This is a genomic window from Pseudomonas sp. GZD-209 (genome assembly GCF_049310485.1).
GTDB classification, from domain to species: Bacteria; Pseudomonadota; Gammaproteobacteria; order Pseudomonadales; family Pseudomonadaceae; genus Aquipseudomonas; species Aquipseudomonas sichuanensis.
In genome coordinates, this window is record NZ_JBMOWQ010000187.1 from 1 (window position 1) to 20,864 (window position 20,864).

Annotated in this window: 23 protein-coding genes; 7 read left to right on the forward strand and 16 right to left on the reverse strand. The window is 64.7% G+C overall.

Annotated elements, in window-relative coordinates; translation table 11 throughout:
- Positions 1–56: 56 nt before the first annotated feature.
- The 7 genes from ACO6VM_RS20100 to ACO6VM_RS20130 all read right to left on the reverse strand — a co-directional run bounded on the left by ACO6VM_RS20100 (position 57) and on the right by ACO6VM_RS20130 (position 7,308).
- On the reverse strand, positions 57–1,073 hold the full coding sequence (locus ACO6VM_RS20100) for an alpha/beta hydrolase (protein WP_422403717.1): 1,017 nt from the start codon (positions 1,071–1,073) through the stop codon (positions 57–59).
- Positions 1,074–1,104: 31 nt separating this feature from the next.
- A complete protein-coding gene (locus ACO6VM_RS20105; protein WP_422403718.1) occupies positions 1,105–1,356 on the reverse strand; it encodes a DUF2790 domain-containing protein in 252 nt (83 codons plus the stop codon).
- Positions 1,357–1,484: 128 nt separating this feature from the next.
- Positions 1,485–2,972: a YifB family Mg chelatase-like AAA ATPase gene (locus ACO6VM_RS20110; RefSeq protein WP_422403719.1), complete on the reverse strand. Its 1,488-nt coding sequence runs from the start codon at positions 2,970–2,972 to the stop codon at positions 1,485–1,487.
- Between the two features lie 112 nt (positions 2,973–3,084).
- Positions 3,085–3,441, reverse strand: a complete 357-nt coding sequence (locus tag ACO6VM_RS20115; protein ID WP_401057453.1) for a DUF2493 domain-containing protein — start codon at positions 3,439–3,441, stop codon at positions 3,085–3,087.
- Between the two features lie 9 nt (positions 3,442–3,450).
- Positions 3,451–6,156: a magnesium-translocating P-type ATPase gene (gene mgtA / locus ACO6VM_RS20120; protein ID WP_422403720.1), complete on the reverse strand. Its 2,706-nt coding sequence runs from the start codon at positions 6,154–6,156 to the stop codon at positions 3,451–3,453.
- A gap of 298 nt (positions 6,157–6,454) precedes the next feature.
- On the reverse strand, positions 6,455–6,682 hold the full coding sequence (locus tag ACO6VM_RS20125; protein WP_401057455.1) for a hypothetical protein: 228 nt from the start codon (positions 6,680–6,682) through the stop codon (positions 6,455–6,457).
- Between the two features lie 356 nt (positions 6,683–7,038).
- The gene (locus tag ACO6VM_RS20130; protein ID WP_125462116.1) at positions 7,039–7,308 is read right to left on the reverse strand and encodes an accessory factor UbiK family protein; all 270 of its coding nucleotides are present in this window, start codon (positions 7,306–7,308) and stop codon (positions 7,039–7,041) included.
- 406 nt (positions 7,309–7,714) lie between these two features.
- Between ACO6VM_RS20130 and glnK the strand changes: the two genes are divergently transcribed.
- From glnK to sutA, 3 genes are all read left to right on the forward strand, one after another.
- The gene (gene glnK / locus ACO6VM_RS20135; protein WP_002555808.1) at positions 7,715–8,053 is read left to right on the forward strand and encodes a P-II family nitrogen regulator; all 339 of its coding nucleotides are present in this window, start codon (positions 7,715–7,717) and stop codon (positions 8,051–8,053) included.
- 48 nt (positions 8,054–8,101) lie between these two features.
- Complete coding sequence (locus ACO6VM_RS20140; RefSeq protein ID WP_401057456.1) at positions 8,102–9,436, forward strand: ammonium transporter; 1,335 nt, start codon at positions 8,102–8,104, stop codon at positions 9,434–9,436.
- A gap of 429 nt (positions 9,437–9,865) precedes the next feature.
- Entirely contained in the window at positions 9,866–10,195 is a 330-nt protein-coding gene (gene sutA / locus ACO6VM_RS20145) for a transcriptional regulator SutA (RefSeq protein ID WP_056794110.1), read from the forward strand.
- Between the two features lie 165 nt (positions 10,196–10,360).
- Here sutA and ACO6VM_RS20150 read toward each other — a convergent pair whose 3' ends face one another.
- From ACO6VM_RS20150 to lptM, 6 genes are read right to left on the reverse strand one after another with little or no spacing between them, the layout of a single operon-like run.
- Positions 10,361–11,056 carry an HAD family hydrolase gene (locus tag ACO6VM_RS20150; protein WP_390966473.1) on the reverse strand — a complete coding sequence of 232 codons (696 nt, stop codon included), beginning with the start codon at positions 11,054–11,056 and terminating at the stop codon, positions 10,361–10,363.
- Entirely contained in the window at positions 11,053–11,952 is a 900-nt protein-coding gene (gene xerC, locus ACO6VM_RS20155) for a tyrosine recombinase XerC (protein ID WP_401057458.1), read from the reverse strand. The genes ACO6VM_RS20150 and xerC overlap by 4 nt, the downstream gene beginning before the upstream one ends.
- Entirely contained in the window at positions 11,952–12,650 is a 699-nt protein-coding gene (locus ACO6VM_RS20160; protein ID WP_125857046.1) for a DUF484 family protein, read from the reverse strand. Before ACO6VM_RS20160 ends, xerC begins: the two co-directional genes overlap by 1 nt.
- Positions 12,651–12,663: 13 nt before the next feature.
- Entirely contained in the window at positions 12,664–13,494 is an 831-nt protein-coding gene (gene dapF / locus ACO6VM_RS20165; protein ID WP_125857047.1) for a diaminopimelate epimerase, read from the reverse strand.
- A gap of 4 nt (positions 13,495–13,498) precedes the next feature.
- Positions 13,499–14,746, reverse strand: coding sequence for a diaminopimelate decarboxylase (gene lysA, locus ACO6VM_RS20170; protein WP_401057459.1), 1,248 nt, complete (start codon positions 14,744–14,746; stop codon positions 13,499–13,501).
- Positions 14,747–14,755: 9 nt separating this feature from the next.
- Positions 14,756–14,959, reverse strand: coding sequence for an LPS translocon maturation chaperone LptM (gene lptM, locus ACO6VM_RS20175; protein WP_125462123.1), 204 nt, complete (start codon positions 14,957–14,959; stop codon positions 14,756–14,758).
- Between the two features lie 273 nt (positions 14,960–15,232).
- On the opposite strand from lptM, the gene cyaY reads away from it, so the two are divergent.
- From cyaY to rnk, 3 genes are all read left to right on the forward strand, one after another.
- Positions 15,233–15,565, forward strand: a complete 333-nt coding sequence (gene cyaY / locus ACO6VM_RS20180; protein ID WP_125462124.1) for an iron donor protein CyaY — start codon at positions 15,233–15,235, stop codon at positions 15,563–15,565.
- A gap of 1 nt (position 15,566) precedes the next feature.
- Entirely contained in the window at positions 15,567–15,785 is a 219-nt protein-coding gene (locus ACO6VM_RS20185) for a DUF1289 domain-containing protein (RefSeq protein WP_125462125.1), read from the forward strand.
- Between the two features lie 155 nt (positions 15,786–15,940).
- Complete coding sequence (rnk, locus tag ACO6VM_RS20190) at positions 15,941–16,351, forward strand: nucleoside diphosphate kinase regulator (protein ID WP_125462126.1); 411 nt, start codon at positions 15,941–15,943, stop codon at positions 16,349–16,351.
- A 15-nt stretch (positions 16,352–16,366) separates the two neighbouring features.
- Here the strand turns inward: rnk and ACO6VM_RS20195 are convergent, their stop codons facing one another.
- From ACO6VM_RS20195 to ACO6VM_RS20205, 3 genes are all read right to left on the reverse strand, one after another.
- Positions 16,367–19,228 (reverse strand): class I adenylate cyclase, encoded by a 2,862-nt coding sequence (locus ACO6VM_RS20195; protein ID WP_401057460.1) that lies wholly within the window; start codon positions 19,226–19,228, stop codon positions 16,367–16,369.
- A 160-nt stretch (positions 19,229–19,388) separates the two neighbouring features.
- Entirely contained in the window at positions 19,389–19,634 is a 246-nt protein-coding gene (locus ACO6VM_RS20200) for a TIGR02647 family protein (protein WP_401057461.1), read from the reverse strand.
- 51 nt (positions 19,635–19,685) lie between these two features.
- Entirely contained in the window at positions 19,686–19,988 is a 303-nt protein-coding gene (locus tag ACO6VM_RS20205) for a hypothetical protein (protein WP_401057462.1), read from the reverse strand.
- A gap of 145 nt (positions 19,989–20,133) precedes the next feature.
- On the opposite strand from ACO6VM_RS20205, the gene ACO6VM_RS20210 reads away from it, so the two are divergent.
- Positions 20,134–20,796, forward strand: a complete 663-nt coding sequence (locus ACO6VM_RS20210; protein ID WP_390966460.1) for a glutathione S-transferase — start codon at positions 20,134–20,136, stop codon at positions 20,794–20,796.
- Positions 20,797–20,864: the final 68 nt, after the last annotated feature.

Genomic DNA, 20,864 nt, shown 5'->3' on the forward strand with positions numbered 1-20,864 from the left:
TGTGTGGAACCCCTCTTCGGGGTGGGCGGTGGGGTGAGTGTCCTCGCACCACCCCCTTACTGCAGATGCGTTTTAAGGGCCTGTGCCGCCTGGTCCATGGCACTGCGGACAGCGGGTACGGTGCTCAGCACATTGAGCAGGCCATAGTCATGGATCATGCCGTTGTAGCGCACCGCAGTCACCGACACCCCGGCGGCGTCGAGCTTGCGGGCGTAGGCTTCGCCTTCGTCACGCAGCACGTCCATTTCGGCGGTCTGTACCAGGGCCGGTGGCAGGCCCTTGAGTTGTTCCAGGCTGGCACGCAACGGCGAGGCATGGATATCGTCGCGCTGACGCGGGTCTGTGGTGTAGCTGTTCCAGAACCACTGCATCATGTTGCGGGTCAGGAAGTGGCCCTCGGCGAACTGGTTATAGGAAGCGTTGTTGAAGTTGGCATCGGTCACCGGCCACAGCAGCGCCTGGAAGCGCAGCTTCGGCGTGCCGGCCTCCTTGGCCTTTATCGCCACCACCGCAGCCATGTTGCCGCCGACGCTGTTGCCGGCGACCGCCAGGCGGCTGCCGTCGACGCCGATTTCCTGGCCATGCTCGGCGACCCAGCGGGTAGCGGCATAGGCTTGGTTGATCGCGGTGGGGAACTGCGCTTCTGGCGATGGCGTGTAGTCGACGTATACCGCCGCTGCGCCGGAGCCGACCACAAGATCGCGGATCAGCCGTTCGTGGGTGGGGTAATCGCCCAACACCCAACCACCGCCGTGGAAGAACATGAATACTGGCAGTTCGCCCGTGGCGCCCTCAGGGCGTACCACGCGGATCTGCAATGGCTGGCCGTCGGCCTGAATGGTCCGGCGCTCAACGCGGATACCCGACACATCGACTTTCACCCCGGCCTGGGCTCCGCTCAGTACGGCGCGTGCGTCTTTCGGCGCCAGGGTTTCCAGCGGCTTGCCGCCGCCTGCGGCAAGCGCATCGAGGAAGCCTTGGGTGTTGCGTTCGACGCCAGGGCTGCCGGCGGCGAAGGCGCTGTTCACGGCCAGGGCCAGCAAGCCAGCGGTCAGGGTGCGGGACAGTTTCATGTGCGGGTTCCTCTGCGTACGAGCCGGCGGCTCAGTTCTGGTTGGCAAGGGTGGTGGGCTGGCTGTAGCTCACGGCTTGCAATTGGCCGTTGCTGTCGCGGTAGGTCAGGATGGCGGTGCTGGTGTGGCCCTCAACGGCGCTGGGCGCCTCGACGGTGACCACCTGGGCGATGTCCAGCTTCATCCCGTAGCGGTAAGCGCTGGTTTCGGTGGCGAAGGCCCCGCCGCTGGTGCTGATGGCCAGGGTGGTAACGCCGAGGGCAAGGATTGTGCGAAGGGTCATGATCGTTCTCCAGGATGTGCTGAATGGGCTTGGCGACTGCTTGCTGCGTGAGATGAATATTGAGCGCAAATAGTTAGTGCGCAAAATATATTTCAGCTATGGAGAAGATTGACCCTGTGCATGGCCCGTCAGCTGCCTGGCCGGTACTGCATCGCTTCGGCCAGATGAGCCCGGGCAATGGCCTCGGCCTGCTCCAGGTCCGCCAGCGTACGCGCCACCTTGAGCAGGCGATGGGCCGCCCGCAGCGACAGCGTGAGGCGTTCGCAGGCGGTTTCCAGCCAGGCCTGGTCGGCCGATGTCAGCAGGCAATGCCGGCGCAGGCCGTTGAGGTCGAGGACGGCATTGGCGCAGCCCTGGCGACGTTGCTGCAGCGCACGGGCCTCGGCCACGACAGCGGCGACACTGGCGCTGGTTTCGCCACTGGGTTGGTTATCGAGCACGGTATTCTCCCGGGCCACCGTCAGGTGCAGGTCGATGCGGTCGAGCAGGGGGCCGGAGAGTTTGTTGCGGTAGCGCTGGATCTGCTCGGGGCTGCAGCGGCAACGGCCGGTGGGGTCGCCAAAGTAGCCGCAGGGGCAGGGGTTCATTGCCGCCACCAACTGGAAGCGTGCCGGGAAGCGCACCCGGTCCCTGGCCCGGGCGATCACGATTTCGCCCGATTCCAACGGCTCGCGCAGCACTTCCAGCACGCGCCGCTCGAACTCTGGCAGTTCATCGAGAAACAGCACGCCATGGTGCGCCAGGGTGATTTCGCCCGGCTGCGGGCGGCTACCGCCACCGACCAGTGCCGGGCCCGAGGCGGAGTGATGGGGGTGGCGAAACGGCCGTTGCGGCCAGCTGTCCAGCGGTGCGTGGCCGCTGACCGAGCGGATTGCCGCCACCTCCAGCGCCTCGCGCTCGTCCAGCGGTGGCAGCAGGCCGGGCAGGCGGCTGGCAAGCAGGGTCTTGCCGGTGCCGGGCGGCCCGGTGAACAACAGGTTGTGCCCACCGGCAGCCGCCACCAGCAGGGCACGTTTAGCGGCTGTCTGGCCCTGTACTTCGCTGAGGTCAGGGTAGGGCCGCTGTTCCAGCAGCAAGCCGTTGGCCGCATAGGGTGGCAGCGGCAGTTGCCCGCTCAGGTGCGCCACCAGCTCCTGCAGATGCCCCACCGCGTACACCACCAGCCCGCTGGCCAGGCTGGCTTCCTCGGCGTTCTCGCGTGGCACCACCAGCGCCCGCCCGGCTTCGCGTGCCGCCAGTGCGGCGGGCAGCACACCCTGCACTGGCCGCAGCGCCCCGGACAGGGCCAGTTCCCCCAGGCATTCGATGTCTTCGAGCGCGGCCACCGGCACCTGGCCGTTGGCGGCGAGGATCCCCAGGGCGATGGCCAGGTCGTAGCGCCCACCGTCCTTGGGCAGGTCGGCCGGGGCGAGGTTCTGGGTGATGCGCCGGGCCGGGTAATCCAGCCCGGCGTTGACGATGGCGCTGCGTACCCGGTCCTTGCTTTCCTTGACCGTGGCCTCCGGCAAACCGACCAGGGTAAGCGACGGCAGGCCGTTGGCCAGGTGGGTTTCGACACTGACGGCGGGTGCCAGCACGCCCACCTGGGCGCGGCTGTGGACGAGGGCGAGGGACATGGGCGCTCCGTGTTCGCGTAATTCAGGCCGCATCCTGCGGCCCGGCAAAGCATAGTGGTGTCCCTGGCGGGCACGCTGGAAAGAGTGCGTCGAGGTTTTTCCGCAGCCTCACCTAGCGGCGAGGCTGCCTGCCGCACACCACCGCAACCCCTTCACCCCGCGCCCGAGCCAGTAGCTCCTCGGTATCGTCTGCGCCCGGCAAAGCCAGCACCAGGTCAGGCCGGCTGTCACGCAGCATGAAAGCGTTGCGCAGACGCTCAGCCAGTTTGCCGTGCAACTGCCAGTTGGGCGGGTAGCGGACGATGTCCGCACCGTGCTCCCGCGCCCAGGCTTCGATATCGCCACCCAGGTACTGGCTGCCGCCGTGTATGAGCACCTGGATCGGTTGCTGGCGCTGCAGTTCGTCCAGCGCCCGACGGCAGCGCTGGTGGTCGGCGTAGTTGCGCCCCGCACAGATCAGTACACGCATACGCCCCCCTCAGAACCACTGGCCGAAGCGGCGGATGTACAGGGTCTTCATGCCTTGCGCCACCAGGCAGTAACCCAGCAGGGTGGCGGCCAGCCAAGGGAAGTATTGCCACGGCAGCGGCACCAGCCCGACCATCGCCCCCAGTGGCGAGAACGGGATGTAGATACCCAGGCACATCACAAGGCCCGTGGCGAGGATCACCGGCAGCGCCGCAGTGCTCTGCAGGAACGGCACCTTGCGGGTGCGCAGCATGTGCACCACCAATGTCTGCGACAGCAGCCCTTCGATGAACCAGCCGGACTGGAACAGCGCCTGCATCTCCACGCTGTTGGCAGCAAACACGTACCACATCAGGGCGAAGGTGGTGATGTCGAAGATCGACGAGGTAGGCCCGATCCACAGCATGAAGCGGCCGATGTTGCGGGCATCCCATTTGCGCGGTTCGCGCAGGAACTCCTTGTCCATGCGGTCCCAGGGCAGCGACAGCTGAGAGAAGTCGTACATCAGGTTCTGCAGCAGCAGGTGGATCGCCAGCATCGGCATGAACGGGATGAAGGCGCTGGCCACCAGTACCGAAAACACGTTGCCGAAGTTGGAACTGGCAGTCATGCACAGGTACTTCATGATGTTGCCGAAGGTTTCGCGGCCTTTGAGCACGCCTTCTTCGAGCACCATCAGGCTCTTTTCCAGCAGGATGATGTCGGCCGATTCCTTGGCGATGTCGGTGCCGCTGTCCACCGAAATGCCCACGTCGGCGTCACGCAGGGCAGGGGCGTCGTTGATGCCGTCGCCGAGAAAACCGACGGTGTGGCCGTTGGCCTGCAACGCCTTGAGCACCCGCGACTTCTGCAACGGGGTGAGCTTGGCGAATACCGTACGTTCTTCGACCAGCGCCTTGAGTTGGGCGTCGTCCAGCCGCTCGATGTCCTGCCCAAGCAGTGGCTGGCCGGGCTCCAGGCCCACTTCGCGGCAAACTTTGCAGGTGACCACGGGGTTGTCGCCAGTCAGCACTTTCACCTTCACGCCCATGTCACGCAGCGCAGCAATGGCCGGGCCAGCCGTTTCCTTGGGCGGGTCAAGGAAGGTCAGGAAGCCGCGGATCACCAGGCCGCGCTCGTCAGCGGTGCTGTACTGGGCCTTGCGCTCGGTGGCGGGGATTTCGCGGGTGCCGATCAGCAGCACGCGAAAGCCGTCCTGGTTGAACGCGCTGGCGCTGGCCAGCAGTTGCTGGCGCTGGGCCTCGTCGAGAGGGATGCGCTGGCCGTTATCTTCTACATGGGTGGCGATGGCGAGCATTTCCTCGACCGCGCCTTTGCTGACCAGCAGGTGATCGCCGAGCGCATCCTTGACGATCACCGACAGGCGCCGGCGAATGAAGTCGAAGGGCAATTCGTCGACCTTGGCGTAGGCGTAGGGCGGCTGGAAGCCGCTGTTCTCGCCAGCGAAGCGCAGCACGGCCTGGTCCATCAGGTTCTTCACGCCGCTCTGGTGGTGGCTGTTGAGCCAGGCCAGCTCGAGCAGTTGCGGGTCGGTGCGGCCGCTCGGGTCGACATGGTGTTCGAGGATGATGCGGTCCTGGGTGAGGGTGCCGGTCTTGTCGGTGCACAGCACATCCATCGAACCGAAGTTCTGGATGGCGTTCAGGCGCTTGACCACCACTTTGCGCCTGGCCATGGCCACGGCGCCCTTGGCCAGGTTGGCACTGACGATCATCGGCAGCATTTCCGGGGTGAGGCCCACGGCCACGGCCAGGGCGAACAGGAAGGCATCGCTCCAGTCGCCCTTCACCACGCCATTGAGCACGAACACCACCGGCACCATCACCAGCATGAAGCGGATCAGCAGGCTGCTGACGCTGTTCACGCCGCGGTCGAAGGCGGTCTGGCTGCGCGAGCCGGCAATTGCCCTGGCCAGCGAGCCGAAGTAGGTGCGCTTGCCGGTGGCCACCACCACGGCGCGGGCGCGGCCGCTGACCACGTTGGTGCCCATGAAGCCGATGTTCGGCAGGTCGAGCAGGCTGCCTTCGTCAGTGGCGCTGTCGGCGGCGGACTTCGGTGCGATGTGGCCGAGGGTGTCGTACTTTTCCACCGGCAGCGCTTCGCCGGTGAGCACGGCCTGGCTGATGAACAGGTCGCGCGACTCGATCAGGCGGATATCGGCAGGGATCATGTCGCCAGCGGCCAATTGCACGATATCGCCGGCCACCAGTTCGTTCATGGGCACTTCGCGCAGCTGCGCGGGGGTGTCGTGGCGCTCGCGACGCAGCACCGTGGCGGTGGTGCGGACCATCGCCTTGAGTGCTTCGGCCGCCTTGCTCGAACGGTATTCCTGCCAGAAACGCAGCAGGCCGCTGACGCTGACCATGGTCAGGATGATGATCACCTTGGTCAGGTCGAGGTCGTCGAGGTCACCGGCGCGCAGCGGCAGCCAGTAGTCGGTGACGAAGCTGATGGCGGCGAGGGTGAGCAGTACATAGATGAAGGGGTTGTGCAGCGCCTTGAGCAGTTGCACCAGGGCCGGTTGCGGTTTGTCGTGGGCGACTTCGTTGGCGCCATCGCGCTGCAGGCGTTTGGCGGCTTCGTGCTCGGTCAGGCCGAGCTCGCTGGCGTCGAGGTTGGCGAGGGTGACGGCCAGGCCGTTGCGCGCCTCACGGGCGGCGCGCATGGACAGGCGAGCGTCCGGAGTCGTGGAGGTGTTGCGGTCTTTGACGGTCATCGGGCTGTGCTCCTGCCGCAGGAGGCGGCACGAAACACAGTCGACTCACGGTTGGGCGGGTGAGTGCGCGTGTTTCGGGCCGCGATCATTCGATCGGTAAATAACGTTGTCTTTCCGGCGGTTGAACGTTCGCTGGCGCGTGCCGGAGTTAATGTCGGCAGCGAACTTTCTACTGGCTGAGTCCATGGTGTCGTTATTCCTCTGGTAACTTTCAGGCAATAAGAACCCCGCGAACTTTAATGATGAAAAGTTCGTGTCTTATTGGTGGCAATTCAATAGGTAAGTGGCGACGCGCCCGTCAGCCGAAACACAACAAGGCGCGCCATCGACTCGGCGGTTCCTGGCCGTCGTCGGCATGCCAGTGCAGGCGCAGGCAGCCTTTGCCAGGTTGCAATAGCCAGGCGGCACGCAGACGAGAGCCACGCGCGACGGGGGCGGGGAAGGGCGGCGGGGCCGCATGGGCACAGGCGTGCAGCGCACCGAGGCGGGCGTGCAGGTGTGTACGGATAAAGGTGATGAGGTTCATGAGCTTGCCTCCGACCGGGCTGGCACCCGAGGCGGCAAGCTACGGCGGAGCATCAGGCTCTGGCGCGGCTTGCCCAGCCAGGGAGGCGGGCCCGGAGTTCCGGTTCAAGTGCCTGACAGCCAGGGGCGGCCAGGCAGCGACTAGATACTGTGTCCATTGAATTCTTCGTGAGTTGAAATAAAGGCCCGGTTTTCAGGGCGGGTGAACTTTATGCAAAGCATAGCGGGCAAGTCAACCCGCAAGGTGAAACTGAATTAAGTTTCATCTGGTTTAATCAGCGCAATTATATGTTGGAAACTCCAACGGCAGGGTGCGCTGCCTGCAGGAGCGGCAGGGCCGCTCCAGAGACGGGATGATTATTGCTCTGATGCTGGCGCTGGCGCGATCCGCGCTTCCAGTTCGGCGAACTGCTTCTCCAGCGCTTCAAGGCGGGCGCGGGTGCGGGCCAATACCACCATCTGGCTGTCGAACTCCTCGCGGCTGACCAGGTCGAGCTTGCTGAAGGCACCCTGCATCAGCACTTTGAACTGGCTCTCCAGTTCGGCGCGGGGCTGAGCGGTGTCGCCGCTGAACAGGCGCGAGGCCTGGTCGCTCAGGGCATCGAGAAGGGCTTTGGGCGCGAGCATGTCAGGCTATCCGTTGATGGGTGAAAGGGCAGCAGTGTATCACGCCCCTTTTCACGGTCTGCCCTGCACACTTTTTGCGCAGGGCGGCCAAAGGTCGCGCACCGAAGTTGTGCAGCTTTTCCCTGCTGGCGACTGGCCAATCCCGACTGTTTCACGCAACTACCTGTTTTCTGGCGTTTTCCCGGAGCTGGCAAGGTTTCTGCAAAGACCTCGGTGAGCCATGCACTGATGCGGTCCGCTGTGACCAGGCAGTGCGTAGCCCAGTGGTAAGGCCCTCGGTCACCGCCACAAGGTGTCGCGGCGGGGAGGATGGAGCCGACGACGCGTTACAAAGCCAGGCGCTGCGCTTAGACTTGAGACGGGTTTGTTTTCCTGGGGCAAGTCCACCAAATCGGGAGAGAGTTTCATGAAGCTAGTCACTGCCATCATCAAGCCGTTCAAGCTGGACGACGTGCGCGAGTCGCTGTCGGAAATCGGCGTGCAGGGCATCACCGTGACCGAAGTCAAAGGCTTCGGCCGGCAGAAGGGTCACACCGAGCTGTATCGCGGCGCCGAATACGTGGTCGATTTCCTGCCCAAGGTGAAGATCGATGTCGCCATCGACGACAAAGACCTTGATCGGGTGATCGAGGCCATCACCAAGGCGGCCAACACCGGCAAGATCGGTGACGGCAAGATTTTCGTGGTCAATCTGGAGCAAGCGATCCGCATCCGTACCGGCGAAACCGATACCGACGCGATCTAAACGCTACAAAAAAGCCTCACCAAACCCAACGCCCCAGGAGAAAACAACATGACTCTGCGTAAGATCGCAGGGCTAGGAGCCCTATTGTCCCTCGTAATGCCAGGGCTGGCCCTGGCCGAGGAAACTGCCGCCCCGGTGCTCAACTCCGGCGACACCGCCTGGATGCTCACCTCGACGGCGCTGGTCCTGTTCATGACCATCCCGGGCCTGGCCCTGTTCTACGGCGGCATGGTGCGTTCCAAGAACGTGCTGTCGGTGATGATGCAGTGCTTTGCCATCACCGGGCTGATCAGCATCCTGTGGGTTATCTACGGTTACAGCCTGGCATTCGATACCGCAGGTATGGAAAAGGGCGTACTCAACCTGAATTCCTTTATCGGTGGCTTCTCCAAGGCCTTCCTCAACGGCGTCACGCCGTCGGGCCTGACCTCTGCCACTGCGTTGTTCCCTGAAGCGGTGTTCATCACCTTCCAGATGACCTTCGCCATCATCACCCCGGCGCTCATCGTCGGTGCCTTTGCCGAACGCATGAAGTTCTCGGCCATGCTGATTTTCATGGGCGTGTGGTTCACCCTGGTCTATGCGCCGATCGCGCACATGGTCTGGAGCGGTGACGGTGCGCTGATGTGGGATTGGGGCGTACTGGACTTCGCCGGCGGCACCGTGGTGCACATCAACGCCGGTATCGCCGGCCTGGTCTGCTGCCTGGTGCTGGGCAAGCGCAAAGGCTACCCGACCACGCCGATGGCGCCGCACAACCTGGGCTACACCCTGATGGGCGCGGCCATGCTGTGGATCGGCTGGTTCGGCTTCAACGCAGGCTCTGCGGCGGCCGCTAACGGCACCGCCGGCATGGCCATGCTGGTCACCCAGATCGCGACCGCCGCCGCTGCCCTGGGCTGGATGTTCGCCGAGTGGATCTTCCACGGCAAACCGAGCGCCCTGGGCATCGCCTCGGGTGTGGTCGCCGGCCTGGTCGCCATTACCCCGGCCGCCGGTACCGTCGGCCCGATGGGCGCGCTGGTGATCGGCCTGGTCTCGGGCGTGGTCTGCTACTTCTGCGCCACCAGCCTCAAGCGCAAGATGGGTTACGACGACTCGCTCGACGCCTTCGGCGTGCACGGCATCGGTGGCATCGTCGGTGCGCTGCTCACCGGTGTGTTCGCAGCACCGGCCCTGGGCGGCTTCGGCGCGGTCACCGACATCGCCGCGCAGTTCTGGATCCAGGCCAAAGGTGTGCTGTTCACCGTGGTCTACACCGCCATCGTCACTTACGTGATCCTCAAGGTGCTGGATCTGGTGATGGGCCTGCGGGTCAGCGAAGAAGAAGAGTCGGTCGGCCTCGACCTGGCTCAACACAACGAGCGCGGCTACAACCTGTGACCGCCACGCTGGAAATCTTGCCCGGTTCGCCGGGCATTTTTTTGCCTGTAGTTTGCCGTTTTACGCCCGGCAAACGGTTTCGCTGTCCTGTTCGCGACCCGGGCAGAAAACTTACAAGTCATTGGGCGTTTCTGGTGCTTTGCTTTTTCTGCGAGCGCGCTAGAATGCGCGCCGAAGGGTGTGGGACGAGTAACCCGCACACTTCGCCACCCTTTGCTAGGCTTGCAGTAGCCTGTGGCCAGCCAGGGTCAGAACAGTTTTGTCAGGCCTTGCCAGGAGCAGGGTCTGCTGGGTGCCGGGCCTCCCATCAGGGGGTGGATACCCGAGGCAGTGGCCAACCCACGGCCAGTTGAATTTTCACCGGTGACTGCCGTCTACGGTCGCACCGGTCTATAACTAACCTGCTTTTCGCAAGTCATGAGGTAGAACATGAGCGACGACGATCTGGAAAATGATGACCTCGAAGTAGGTGACGAAGACGAGGCTGATGAAGGCCTCGAAGCGGCAGCCGACGATGGTGCGGAAGATGCTGGCGATGACGACAGCAGCCCTGCGCCGACCGCCAAGGGCAAGTCCAAGGCGGCTGTTTCGGTAGACGAAATGCCGAGCATGGAAGCCAAGCAGAAGGAGCGTGATGCCCTGGCCAAGGCGATGGAAGAGTTTCTTTCGCGCGGTGGCAAGGTGCAGGAAGTCGAGGCCAATGTGGTCGCCGACCCGCCCAAGAAGCCGGACAACAAGTACGGCAGCCGCCCTATCTGAGTGGCTGAAAGCAAAGAAGCCCGCCGTCGCTGCGGGCTTTTTTGTGGCTGAAAGAACGCGGCTGTTCACCGTGGGAGCGGGCTTGCCCCGCGATTGCGATGTCCGCTTAATCATCGAAATCGCGGGGCAAGTCGCATCGGCGCACCGCCGCTCCCACGGTCACGCTCAGCGCCAGCGCGCCAGCACCTCGGGCAACTGCGACAGCCGCTGGATCTCGGCATCCGGCGCCTGCTCGCCGCTCCAGGCCTTGTGCTGCGGGTTGAACCACACCGCGCGCAACCCGGCCCGTTGTGCCCCGGCGATGTCGTCGCCCGGGTGGTCGCCGATGTGCACCGCTGCCCCTGCGTCCACGCCACCCAGTTTCAAGGCCTCCATGAACGGTGCCGGATCCGGCTTGCCTATGCCCAGGTCCTCGGCGCACAGGGCAAAGCGGAAGTAGTCCGCCAAGCCGAGCCGGCGCACGTCGGCGTTGCCATTGGTGACCACCCCGAGCATGTACTGGTGGCGCAGGATCTCCAGCACCGGCTGCACCTCGGGGAACACCTCGACCTGGTGCCGCGCATGGAGGAACACCTCGAAGCCTTCGTTGGCCAGTTCCTGGGCGTGCTTCTCGCTGTAGCCGACCTCTTCCAGGGCGTGGAACAGCACACGCCTGCGCAGGGCGCTGATGCGGTGCTTGAGGCCGGGTTCGGCCTGCACCAGGCGTTCACGGATGGCGAACAGGTGCTCCACCGGCACCGCGCCCAGAACCGGCGCATTGGCGGCGAGCCAGTCGCGCAGGACGGTTTCGGCACTGGCGATGACCGGTGCGGTGTCCCACAGCGTGTCGTCCAGGTCGAAGGTGATCAGCTTGATGCTCATGAGTCTGTGCCTTTGCTGCGTTTGGCCCGGGGGTGGGCGCTGTCGTACACCGCGGCCAGGTGTTGGAAGTCCAGGTGGGTGTAGATCTGCGTGGTGCTGATGTCGGCGTGGCCGAGCATTTCCTGCACCGCGCGCAGGTCCTGGGACGATTCCAGCAAGTGGCTGGCGAAGGAATGGCGAAGCATGTGCGGATGCAGGTGCTGGCCAAGCTCGCGCTCGCCGGCGGTCTTGACCCGCAACTGAATGGCCCGTGGGCTGAGGCGCTTGCCCTGGCGGGTGATGAACACCGCGCCGTCCTGGGGGCTGCCGATGCCGCGCAGGCGCAGCCACGCCTGCAGCGCCTCGCGCGCCTTGCGCCCGACCGGCAATACGCGGCTCTTGCTGCCCTTGCCCTGCACCTGCACCAGCCCGGCGGCCAGGTCGAGGTACTCGAGGTCGAGGCCGGCCAATTCCGACAGGCGCAGGCCGGAGGAGTAGAACAGTTCGAGGATGGCCTGATCACGCCGGGCGATGAAGTCATCATCAACGCCGCCATCGAGCAGCTGCAGCGCGCGATCGGTGTCGAGCACCTTGGGCAGGCGCCGCTCGCCCTTGGGGGGCGCCAGGCCATCGGCCGGGTCGTGTTGGCACAGGCCTTCGCGGTTGAGGTAGCGGTACAGCCCGCGCACCGCCGAAAGCAGGCGCGCCAGGCTGCGTGAGGACTGCCCGTGATGGTGCTGGCGCGCCACCAGTTGGCGCAGCTGCTGGACTTGCAGCGCAGGCCAGTCGCCAATGCCCTGGCTGTTGCAGTAGGCAATGACCTTTTCCAGGTCGCGGCGGTAGGCCAGCAGAGTGTGTTCGGACACCTGGCGCTCGTTGCGCAGGTGCGCGCAATAAGCCTCCAGCTGGCGTTCCATCAGCGCACCGAGCGTAGCGTCTGGGTGAAGCGTGGCACCACGCGGCCCAGCACTTCGGCGATGTAGCTGAGGAACAGGGTGCCGACGCTGCTCTTGTAGTGCTGCGGGTCGCGACTGCCGATCGCCAGCACGCCATGCAGGCCCTGGTACTCCAGGGTGGCCACGGCGCTGGAGCCGACCTCCTTGTGCTGATCATTGCCGAACAGGAAGGCCAGCTCGTGCTCGCGCAGGCTGCCGCTGATGGTCTTGCCGCCACCGATCAGCCCGCCGATGGCCTGCTGGGCCTCGCTGCCGGACACCCAGCGGCCGACCGGCGCGGCATTCTCGCCGAACAGGATCAAGCTGACGAAGGGCACCTTGAACTCCTGGCGCAGGCTGTCTTCAACGGCCATCACCACTTCTTCCAGGCTGCCGGCATCCAGCAGGTCGAGGATCAGCCGGCGGGTCTTGTCGAACAGCCGGTCGTTGTCGCGGGCCACGTCCATCAATTGCGACAGGCGATGGCGCATCTCGATGTTGCGGTCACGCAGCAGCTTGAGCTGGCGCTCCACCAGCGACACGCTGTCGCCGCGCTGGTGGGGGATGCGCTGCTCGATCAGCAGCTCGTCATGCTCGGCGAAGAACGTGGGGTGGGCGCGCAGATAGGCGACCACCGCGTCGGCGTCGAGCTCGGGTACAACGTGCGGCTGTTCAGTCATGGCGGCTACTCGCTTAAAGACGAACCTGTCCTTCGAATACACGTACGGCCGGGCCGGTCATCAATACCGGCTGGCCGGGGCCAGCCCACTCGATGCTCAGGCGCCCGCCGGGCAGGTCGATGGTCACCGGCGAGTCCATCCAGCCCTGGGCGATGGCCGCGACGGCGGCGGCGCAGGCGCCGGTGCCGCAAGCCTGGGTCTCGCCCGCGCCACGCTCCCACACCCGCAGGTTGGCGCGGTGGCGGTCAACGACCTGGATGAAACCGGCATTGACCCGCTGCGGGAAGCGCGGATGGTGCTCGATCTTCGGCCCCAGCTCGTGCACCGGCGCGCTGCGCACGTCATCGACGCGCAGCACCGAATGCGGGTTGCCCATCGACACGGCAGCGATCTGGTGCACTTGGCCGTCGACTTCCAGCGGGTAGCTGGAAGCCTGCTCATCGGCGATGAACGGGATGTCGGCTGGGACGAAGCGCGGCGGGCCCATGTCGACACAGATCTGCCCGTCGTTGCGCACGTCCAGCTCGATGATGCCGCTCTTGGTTTCGACGCGGATACGTTTTTTTGCGGTCAGGCGCTTGTCCAGCACGAAGCGGGCGAAGCAGCGCGCGCCGTTGCCGCATTGCTCGACCTCGGAGCCGTCGGCGTTGAAGATCCGGTAGCGGAAGTCCACGTCCGGGTTGTTCGGTGCCTCGACGATCAGCAGTTGGTCGAAGCCGATGCCGGTGTTGCGGTCACCCCATTGCTTGGCGTGCTTGGGCTGGATATGCGCGTGCTGGCTGACCAGGTCGAGGACCATGAAGTCGTTGCCAAGCCCGTGCATTTTAGTAAAGCGCAGCAGCATGGGTTCACTCCGGCAGCAGGCTTTCGCCGGCGAACAGTTCAGCGATGGTTTCGCGGCGACGCACTTCGAAGGCCTGGTCACCATCGACCAGTACTTCGGCGCAGCGGCCACGGGTGTTGTAGTTCGAGCTCATGACGAAACCATAGGCGCCGGCAGACTGCACGGCCAGCAGGTCGCCTTCGGCCAGGTTCAGCACGCGGTCCTTGCCCAGGAAGTCGCCGGTCTCGCAGATCGGTCCGACCAGGTCGTAGGCACGGCCTTCACCTTCACGGGGTTTGACTGCACTGACACCCATCCAGGCCTGGTACAAGGCCGGGCGGATCAGGTCGTTCATCGCCGCATCGATGATGGCGAAGTCCTTGTGCTCGGTGTGCTTGAGGTATTCCACGCGGGTCAGCAGCACGCCGGCGTTGGCCACGATGTAGCGGCCCGGTTCGAACACCAGAGCCAGGTCACGGTCGCCGACACGCTCGCGGATGGCCTTGATGTAGTCGGCCACCAACGGCGGCTGCTCATCGCGGTACCGCACGCCGACACCGCCGCCCAGGTCCAGGTGGCGCAGGTGGATGCCGCATTCGGCGAGGCGGTCGACCAGCACCAACAGGCGGTCCAGCGCATCGAGGAACGGCTCGACGGTGGTCAGCTGCGAACCGATGTGGCAGTCGACGCCGACCACTTCCAGGTTTGGCAGCTGCGCGGCGCGCACGTAGATGGCTTCGGCATCGGCGATGGCGATACCGAACTTGTTCTCTTTGAGGCCGGTGGAGATGTACGGGTGGGTGCCGGCATCGACATCCGGGTTCACCCGCAGCGACACCGGGGCCACCTTGCCCAGCTCGGCGGCTACCACTTGCAGGCGCTCGAGTTCGTCGGTGGATTCGACGTTGAAGCAGTGCACGCCGACTTCCAGGGCACGACGCATGTCTTCGCGGGTCTTGCCGACACCGGAGAACACCACGCGATCGGCACGCCCGCCGGCAGCCAGCACGCGCTCCAGCTCACCGCCGGAGACGATGTCGAAACCCGAACCCATCCGGGCCAGCAGGTTCAGCACGGCGAGGTTGGAGTTGGCCTTGACCGCGAAGCAGACCAGGTGCTCGACACCCTGCAGGGCATCGGCATAGCTACGGTACTGGGCCTCGATGTGGGCGCGCGAATACACGTAGGTGGGGGTGCCGAAACGCTCGGCGATGGCTGACAGGCCCACCCCTTCCGCGAACAGCTCGCCGCCACGGTAGTTGAATGCATCCATGGGATTTCCTTACTGCGCGGGAGACTGCTCGGGCTGCTCCAGCTCGTCTTGCTGTTCGGCCGGCTGGGCGTGCTTGTGCTGCTGGTGCGACTTGCTCGGGCCTTTGCCGTCCTTGCCGTCTTCCGGCAGGTACAGGGGGCCCTTCTGACCGCAGGCCGAAACGAGGCAGGCAACCGCGACCAGCGCCGCGAGGGAGGAAATCAGGCGCTTCATTGGTGAAATCCTTTGAAATAAGCAGTATTGCGCCCGAGTATACCGAGCGACCACCCGATTGCCTATGCAAGGGCCGGCCCGCCGGGCGGCGTTATTCTTGGGCTGTCAGTGCCGGCCCCGTCACGGGTAAACCCGGTCCATAGGAACGTTGCGGGAGCGGGTTTGCCCGCGAAGGGGCCGGCCCAGGTATCCGCTAGTCTTTGCATTCAACTGCTGGCGCCCGTATCTTCCCCGCCTTGCTTGCAACGCAGCCATTTTTCGAGGTCCATGCACATGAGTTTGAGCGAAGCGCGTTTCCACGACCTGGTCGACGCGACCCAACAGGCCCTGGAAGACCTGTTCGACGAGAGCGGCCTGGACCTGGACATGGAAAACTCCGCCGGTGTCCTGACCATCAAGTTCGACAACGGCAGCCAGCTGATCTTCAGCCGCCAGGAGCCACTGCGCCAACTGTGGCTGGCGGACAAGTCCGGCGGTTTCCACTTCGACTACGACGAAGAGAGCGGCAAGTGGGTGTGCGAGAAAAGCGAGGAGCTGCTCGGCGAGATGCTCGAGCGCATTGTCTGGGAGCGTGCCGGCGAGAAGCTGGACTTCGACGAAATCTGACATGAGCGACCAGCCTCGGCCCCCCAAGCCGCTGTACAGCAATGTCAGCCCAGCCGTGCCGTCACCCTGCATCAGCGTGTGCCGCCTCGATGAACACAAGGTCTGCACCGGCTGCCATCGCCATGTCGAGCATATCCGCGAGTGGCGGGCGGCCGACGACGACCGGCGCCGGCAGATCTGCCGCGAGGCCCTGGCCCTGAAAGCGCGGGCCCAGGCATAACCCCATTGATGCTGCGGGCTTGAGTATTTGCCCTGCTGTGGTAGTGTCGGGTCTTGCGTCGCTGACGCCACAGCATTCACAAACCCCGCCCTTGGGCGGGGTTTTGCTTTATCTGCCTCAAGCAAATTGCCTGTTCAAAGGAGTCTGACTGGATCATGAGCACCAAACCTTCCCTCACCCTCACCCGATTGGACGTACAGCGTCTCGAGCGCCTGATCGACAGCCTCGATGAAAGCACCCCGGGTGTGCTCGCCCTGCAGGACGAGCTGGACCGCGCCGAACAGGTGGTCGGTCACGAAGAGGTGCCGGCTGGCGTGGTTACCATGAACTCGCGCGTGCACTGCCGTGAGATCGCCAGCGGCAAGGACTACCACCTGACCCTGGTTTATCCGAAGGATGCCGGCCCGGAAGGCAATGTCTCCATCCTGGCGCCGATCGGTTGTGCGTTGCTGGGGCTGTCGGTGGGTGACCAGATCGACTGGCCGGCCCCCGGTGGCAAGACCCTCAAGCTCGAACTGCTGGCCGTGGAGTACCAGCCGGAAGCGGCGGGTGATTTCGACCTCTGACGCGGCCCCTGGGCCTCAGGGCTCCAGCGCCGCCTGCAGTTGCTCCAGGCCATCGTTCAAGGCCTGCTCGAGCTCGCGCTTGTAGCGCAGGCACAGGCTCGTCGAACCTGGGTCGTCGCCCAGCAGATCGGACAGGTCCAGGTCGGTGATATAGCAGCGGTAGCTGCCGGCGCTGTGGCGCTGGCGCAGGATCTGCCGGGCGGCCACGGCATACAGTTGGTCGCCGTGTTCCAGCTCGGAAAACTCCTGCTGATCGCAATAGAGCGTGACGTGCACGGCGCCGCCCGCACCGCCCTGCACAATCGCCTGGACCTCGTAGTAAGGCTGGCTGCGGCCGTCCAGCGGCGCCTGGCGTGGCTCCAGGCTGCGAGCCTTGCCCAAGCCTGAGGGCAGCAACTGGCAATAGGCGATCTCCAGCGACGCTTGCTGCAGGCTCTCCAGTGGCAGTTGGGCATCGCGGCGGATCACCATCGACTGCAGAAAACGATGCAGTGGCAGCAACAGGTGTTGCTCGTCCTGCAACGCCACGCGCTGCTGCCACAAGACGTTGTGCTCATCCAGCACATACAGGTCGGCCCAGCCATCGAGCAGGCGGTAGAACACCTGGATACAGCCTGGTCGGCCTTGCTCGAGGACCAGCGGCAGGTCGTGGTCCTGCAGGGCGTTGGCATCCAGATGCAGTGGGCTGTAGGCGCTGCGGACCTCGCCCAGTGCCGCCAGCACGGCATCCTGGTCGTCGAGGGTGGCCAGGCTGACCTGCCCCGGCAGCAGCTCCAGGACATGGGTGTGCTGGGCCACCTGCAGCAGGTAACGGTGGTTGAGGCCTTGGTCGAGCAGCCGTTGCGCGGTCGCGAAGATCTCCTCTACCCGCTGGCTGATGGCCTGGGCGCGGTTGTGACAGTAGCAGCGCACCCGCACCCGCGGGCGGTGGTTACGCCGGCCAAGGCTGTTGAGGTGGTCGCGCAGGCAACGCATCAGGGCATGCTCGCCGTCATAGCGCTGCACCAGCACCTCGTTCCAGCTGTTGAGGGTGATCTGGTCGAGGGTCAGCACCAGGTTTTCGCGCACCCCGGCGTAACTGAGCGAGTCGGTGCGCTCGGTGGTCATCAGGATGTTCAGGTCGCGGTGATGGCGCAGCGGGTCGACAGCGACGTTGACCAGCAAAAGGATTTCGTCGGCCACGCTCGGTTGCAGCAGGCGGGCTTCGCTGACCGTCTCCAGCGGCAGCACGATGCTCTGCTGCAGGCTGCCGATCAGGTTGAACAGCTCGAAATCATTGAGATCGCTGACACCTGGGTGCAAGGCAATCCGCGTGCTGCTGTCGATCACCCCGTTGCGGTGGGCCCAGGTGAGCAGTTCGAGCAGTTCGCGGCAGCGCTTGATCGGGCTGAAGTGCTCCCATTCGTGCACTCCCAGGTTGCCGTTGTACAGCCCCCAGTGATGTGTGCCGGGCTCCTTGCGGTTGGCCGACTGCACCAGGGTCAGGGTGTCTTCGGCCAGGTCCGGGGCGATGCCAGGATTGATCACTTCGATCTTCCCGGCGCGGCGTTCGAAGGCGGCGTACAGGCGCCGGCCGAGCACGTTCAGTTCGCGCGGGTCGGCGCGGCTGTCGGCCTGTTGGGTGCGGGCAAACTCGCTGAGGAAGCGGTAGCTGTGGTTCAGTTCGGCCACCAGCTCACGGCGCTCGACGGCCACCTGGCGCACCTTCCATTGGCTGCGGCTGTCGAGCAGGGCCAGTTGGCGCTCGTCCCAGCCCCACTCCTCGGCCAGCTTCGCCAGCAGGCGGCGTTGCCAGCCACCGCTGCGCGAGGCGAGGTTGCTGAGCTTCTTGTTCACTTTCAGGTACAGGCTGCGCCGCACCCGTTCCAGGCGGGCGGTTTCGCCGCGTTGCAACAGGTAAGCTTCGATGCGCCGGTAGACCATCACGTAGGGGTCGAGCGCGTCCAGCTCCAGGTGGTTGGCGAACACCGCCTGCTTGAAGTCCAGGCTCAGGCAGCGCACCTGTGGGTGCTCGCTGGCGTAGACCTCGGTGAGCAGCAGCTTGAGCAGTGACTTGTAGGGCGAGTCGATGCCCTTGAACAGCTGCCACAGCCCGGCGCCAACGTATTCCTCCTGGGGAATGTGCGCCAGGTGGCCCAGGTCGATATCGTCACGGGCCCGAATGAAGCGCTTGGACAGCAAGGTCTGGGTGTAGTCGCGGTAGTTGTGCTCCTGGTAGACCGGCACCAGCCACCACAGCGGGGTACGCCCGGCCAGCCAGATGGCGGTGCGGTAGAACTCGTCGAGCAACAGGTAGTGCTGGGTGGTGCCACAGTCGTCCGAGCTGAGCTGGCTGTCACGCGCGCCCTGGACGAAGCCCTGTGCATCGATGAGGAAGCAGTGCACCTCGGCCCCCTGGCTGGCCGCCCAGGCCTCGAGCAACTGGCATTTGCGGCGCAATTCGCCCAGGGCCTGTTCGCTCAGGTCCGCAGCGTGGCACACCCACACATCCATGTCGCTTTGCTCGGCCTGGGCCAGGGTGCCCAGGCTGCCCATCAGGAACAGCCCGTGGATCGGTTGCGGTGGGTTGCCGTGGCGGGCCTTGTAGGTGAACGAGCGGGTCAGGCGCTGGGCTTCGGCCAGCAATTCGGCCTCTGGCTCGAAGCCCGAGACACCTGCGGGCGTAGTACCCGAGACATAGCCTGGCAGCAGTGGGTGGTTGACGTGGAAGAACAGCGGCAACAGCGTGATGACCTGTTGCTGGCGCGTCGACAGCCCTTCCATGGCGCGCCCCAGGCGCCCCTGGCTGACCTTCAGAAAGCGTGCACGCAGGCGCGACAGCTCCTTGCGGTCGATGCCTTGGGCGATGTCGGGGCGAATTTCGTGAGGGTGGTTCATTGCGCACTCAGGCGGGCTGCGGAGCAGTGGCGAGTTTAGCCTGAGTGGTGCGGTCGGATAAGGGGTTGCTGGCTTTTTGGCGTCAGATTTACAGCGCCCGTTTGCGGCGCATAGCGGGGCAAGCCCGCTCCCACCAGGCGTGAGGGCGGGCTTGGCGAAATCAGGCCGGCTGTGGCGTCTTGAGGATGGTCAGGAGCAACTGGACGCTTTCGGCGGCATCGTTGCCCAGGCTGGTGAGGTAGCCACCATCAGGCTGGTCGATGAGCTCTTTGTCGTACAGACGCTGGGCTGCGGCGATAAGGGCGGGGGAGGCGTTGCTGCCAACCTTGATGCCTTCCTGGTGATTGTCCAGGTTGAACAGGGCGAGCACTTCCAGTTCGGCGATCAGTTCGGGGGTGAGGGACATAGGGCGACTCCTGACTTCCAGACAAGGATGAAGTCAGGAGTGTAGTCAGGGTTACTCGATGTCGCCTTGATCCGCCTCAGGTGGCAGTTCCGGCAGGGCGCGCAGGGCGGTTTCGTACCACTCGGTGTTGAACGGGCGATCCTCGTCGAGCATGGCGTCGATCTCGATGGCCAGCACGTGGGCCATGAGGTTGAGGATGTCTTCACGCTCGTAGCCGACCAGGGTCAGCTTGTTGAACGTGGCCTTGGCCGCGGGCGGTTCGCCGCTTTCGATCTGGTTTTCGATGGCCTGGGTCAGTGTGGCCTCGGCGAAATCTTCTTCATCATTGCTGTCGATGTCTTGGGGTTCGCTCATGGCGGTGCTCCTGTGGTGAGGCGCACAGTTTGCCATGCCTGCTTCGGCAATGCCCGGCCATCGACCGCGCCCATGACGCTGGCCATGGTTGGGGAAGGGCGCTATAACAGCCCGGCCATCCCCACACGGCCTGGAGGCTGTCTCAATGCTCAAGCTTCATGGATTCGCGGTCAGCAACTACTACAACATGGTCAAGCTGGCGCTGCTGGAGAAAGGCTTGCCGTTCGAAGAGGTGCTGTTCTTCGGCGGCCAGGCGCCCCAGGCCCTGGCGGTGAGCCCGCGCGGCAAGGTGCCGGTGCTGGAGACCGAGCATGGTTTTCTCAGCGAGACCGGCGTGATCCTCGACTACATCGAGCAGACCCAGCCCGGCAAGGCGCTGCTGCCCGCCGATGCCTTCGGCCAGGCCAAGGTCCGCGAGCTGCTCAGGGAAATCGAGCTGTATATCGAGCTGCCAGCGCGTACCTGCTATGCCGAGGCGTTCTTCGGCGCGGCGGTGGAGCCGCTGATCAAGGAGCGGGCGCGGGCCGACCTGCTGGCAGGCTTTGCCACCCTCAAGCGCAATGGCAAGTTCGCGCCTTATGTGGCGGGTGAGCAACTGACCATAGCCGACCTGATGTTCTGCTTCTCGGTGGACCTGGCCTGCCTGGTGGGCAAGAAGGTGCTGAACATCGACTTCCTGGAGGACTTCCCGCAAGCCAGGGCGCTGCTCGACAAGCTGCGCGAGAACCCGCATATGGCGCGGATCGTGGCGGACAAGGACGCGGCGATGCCGGCATTCCTGGAAATGGTCAAGAGCGGCAAGCGCTAAGCCGGAAACGATCGCGGGGGGGGACAAGGAACGCAAAACCACGCAAAAGACAAAGGGGGGAAGGGGGT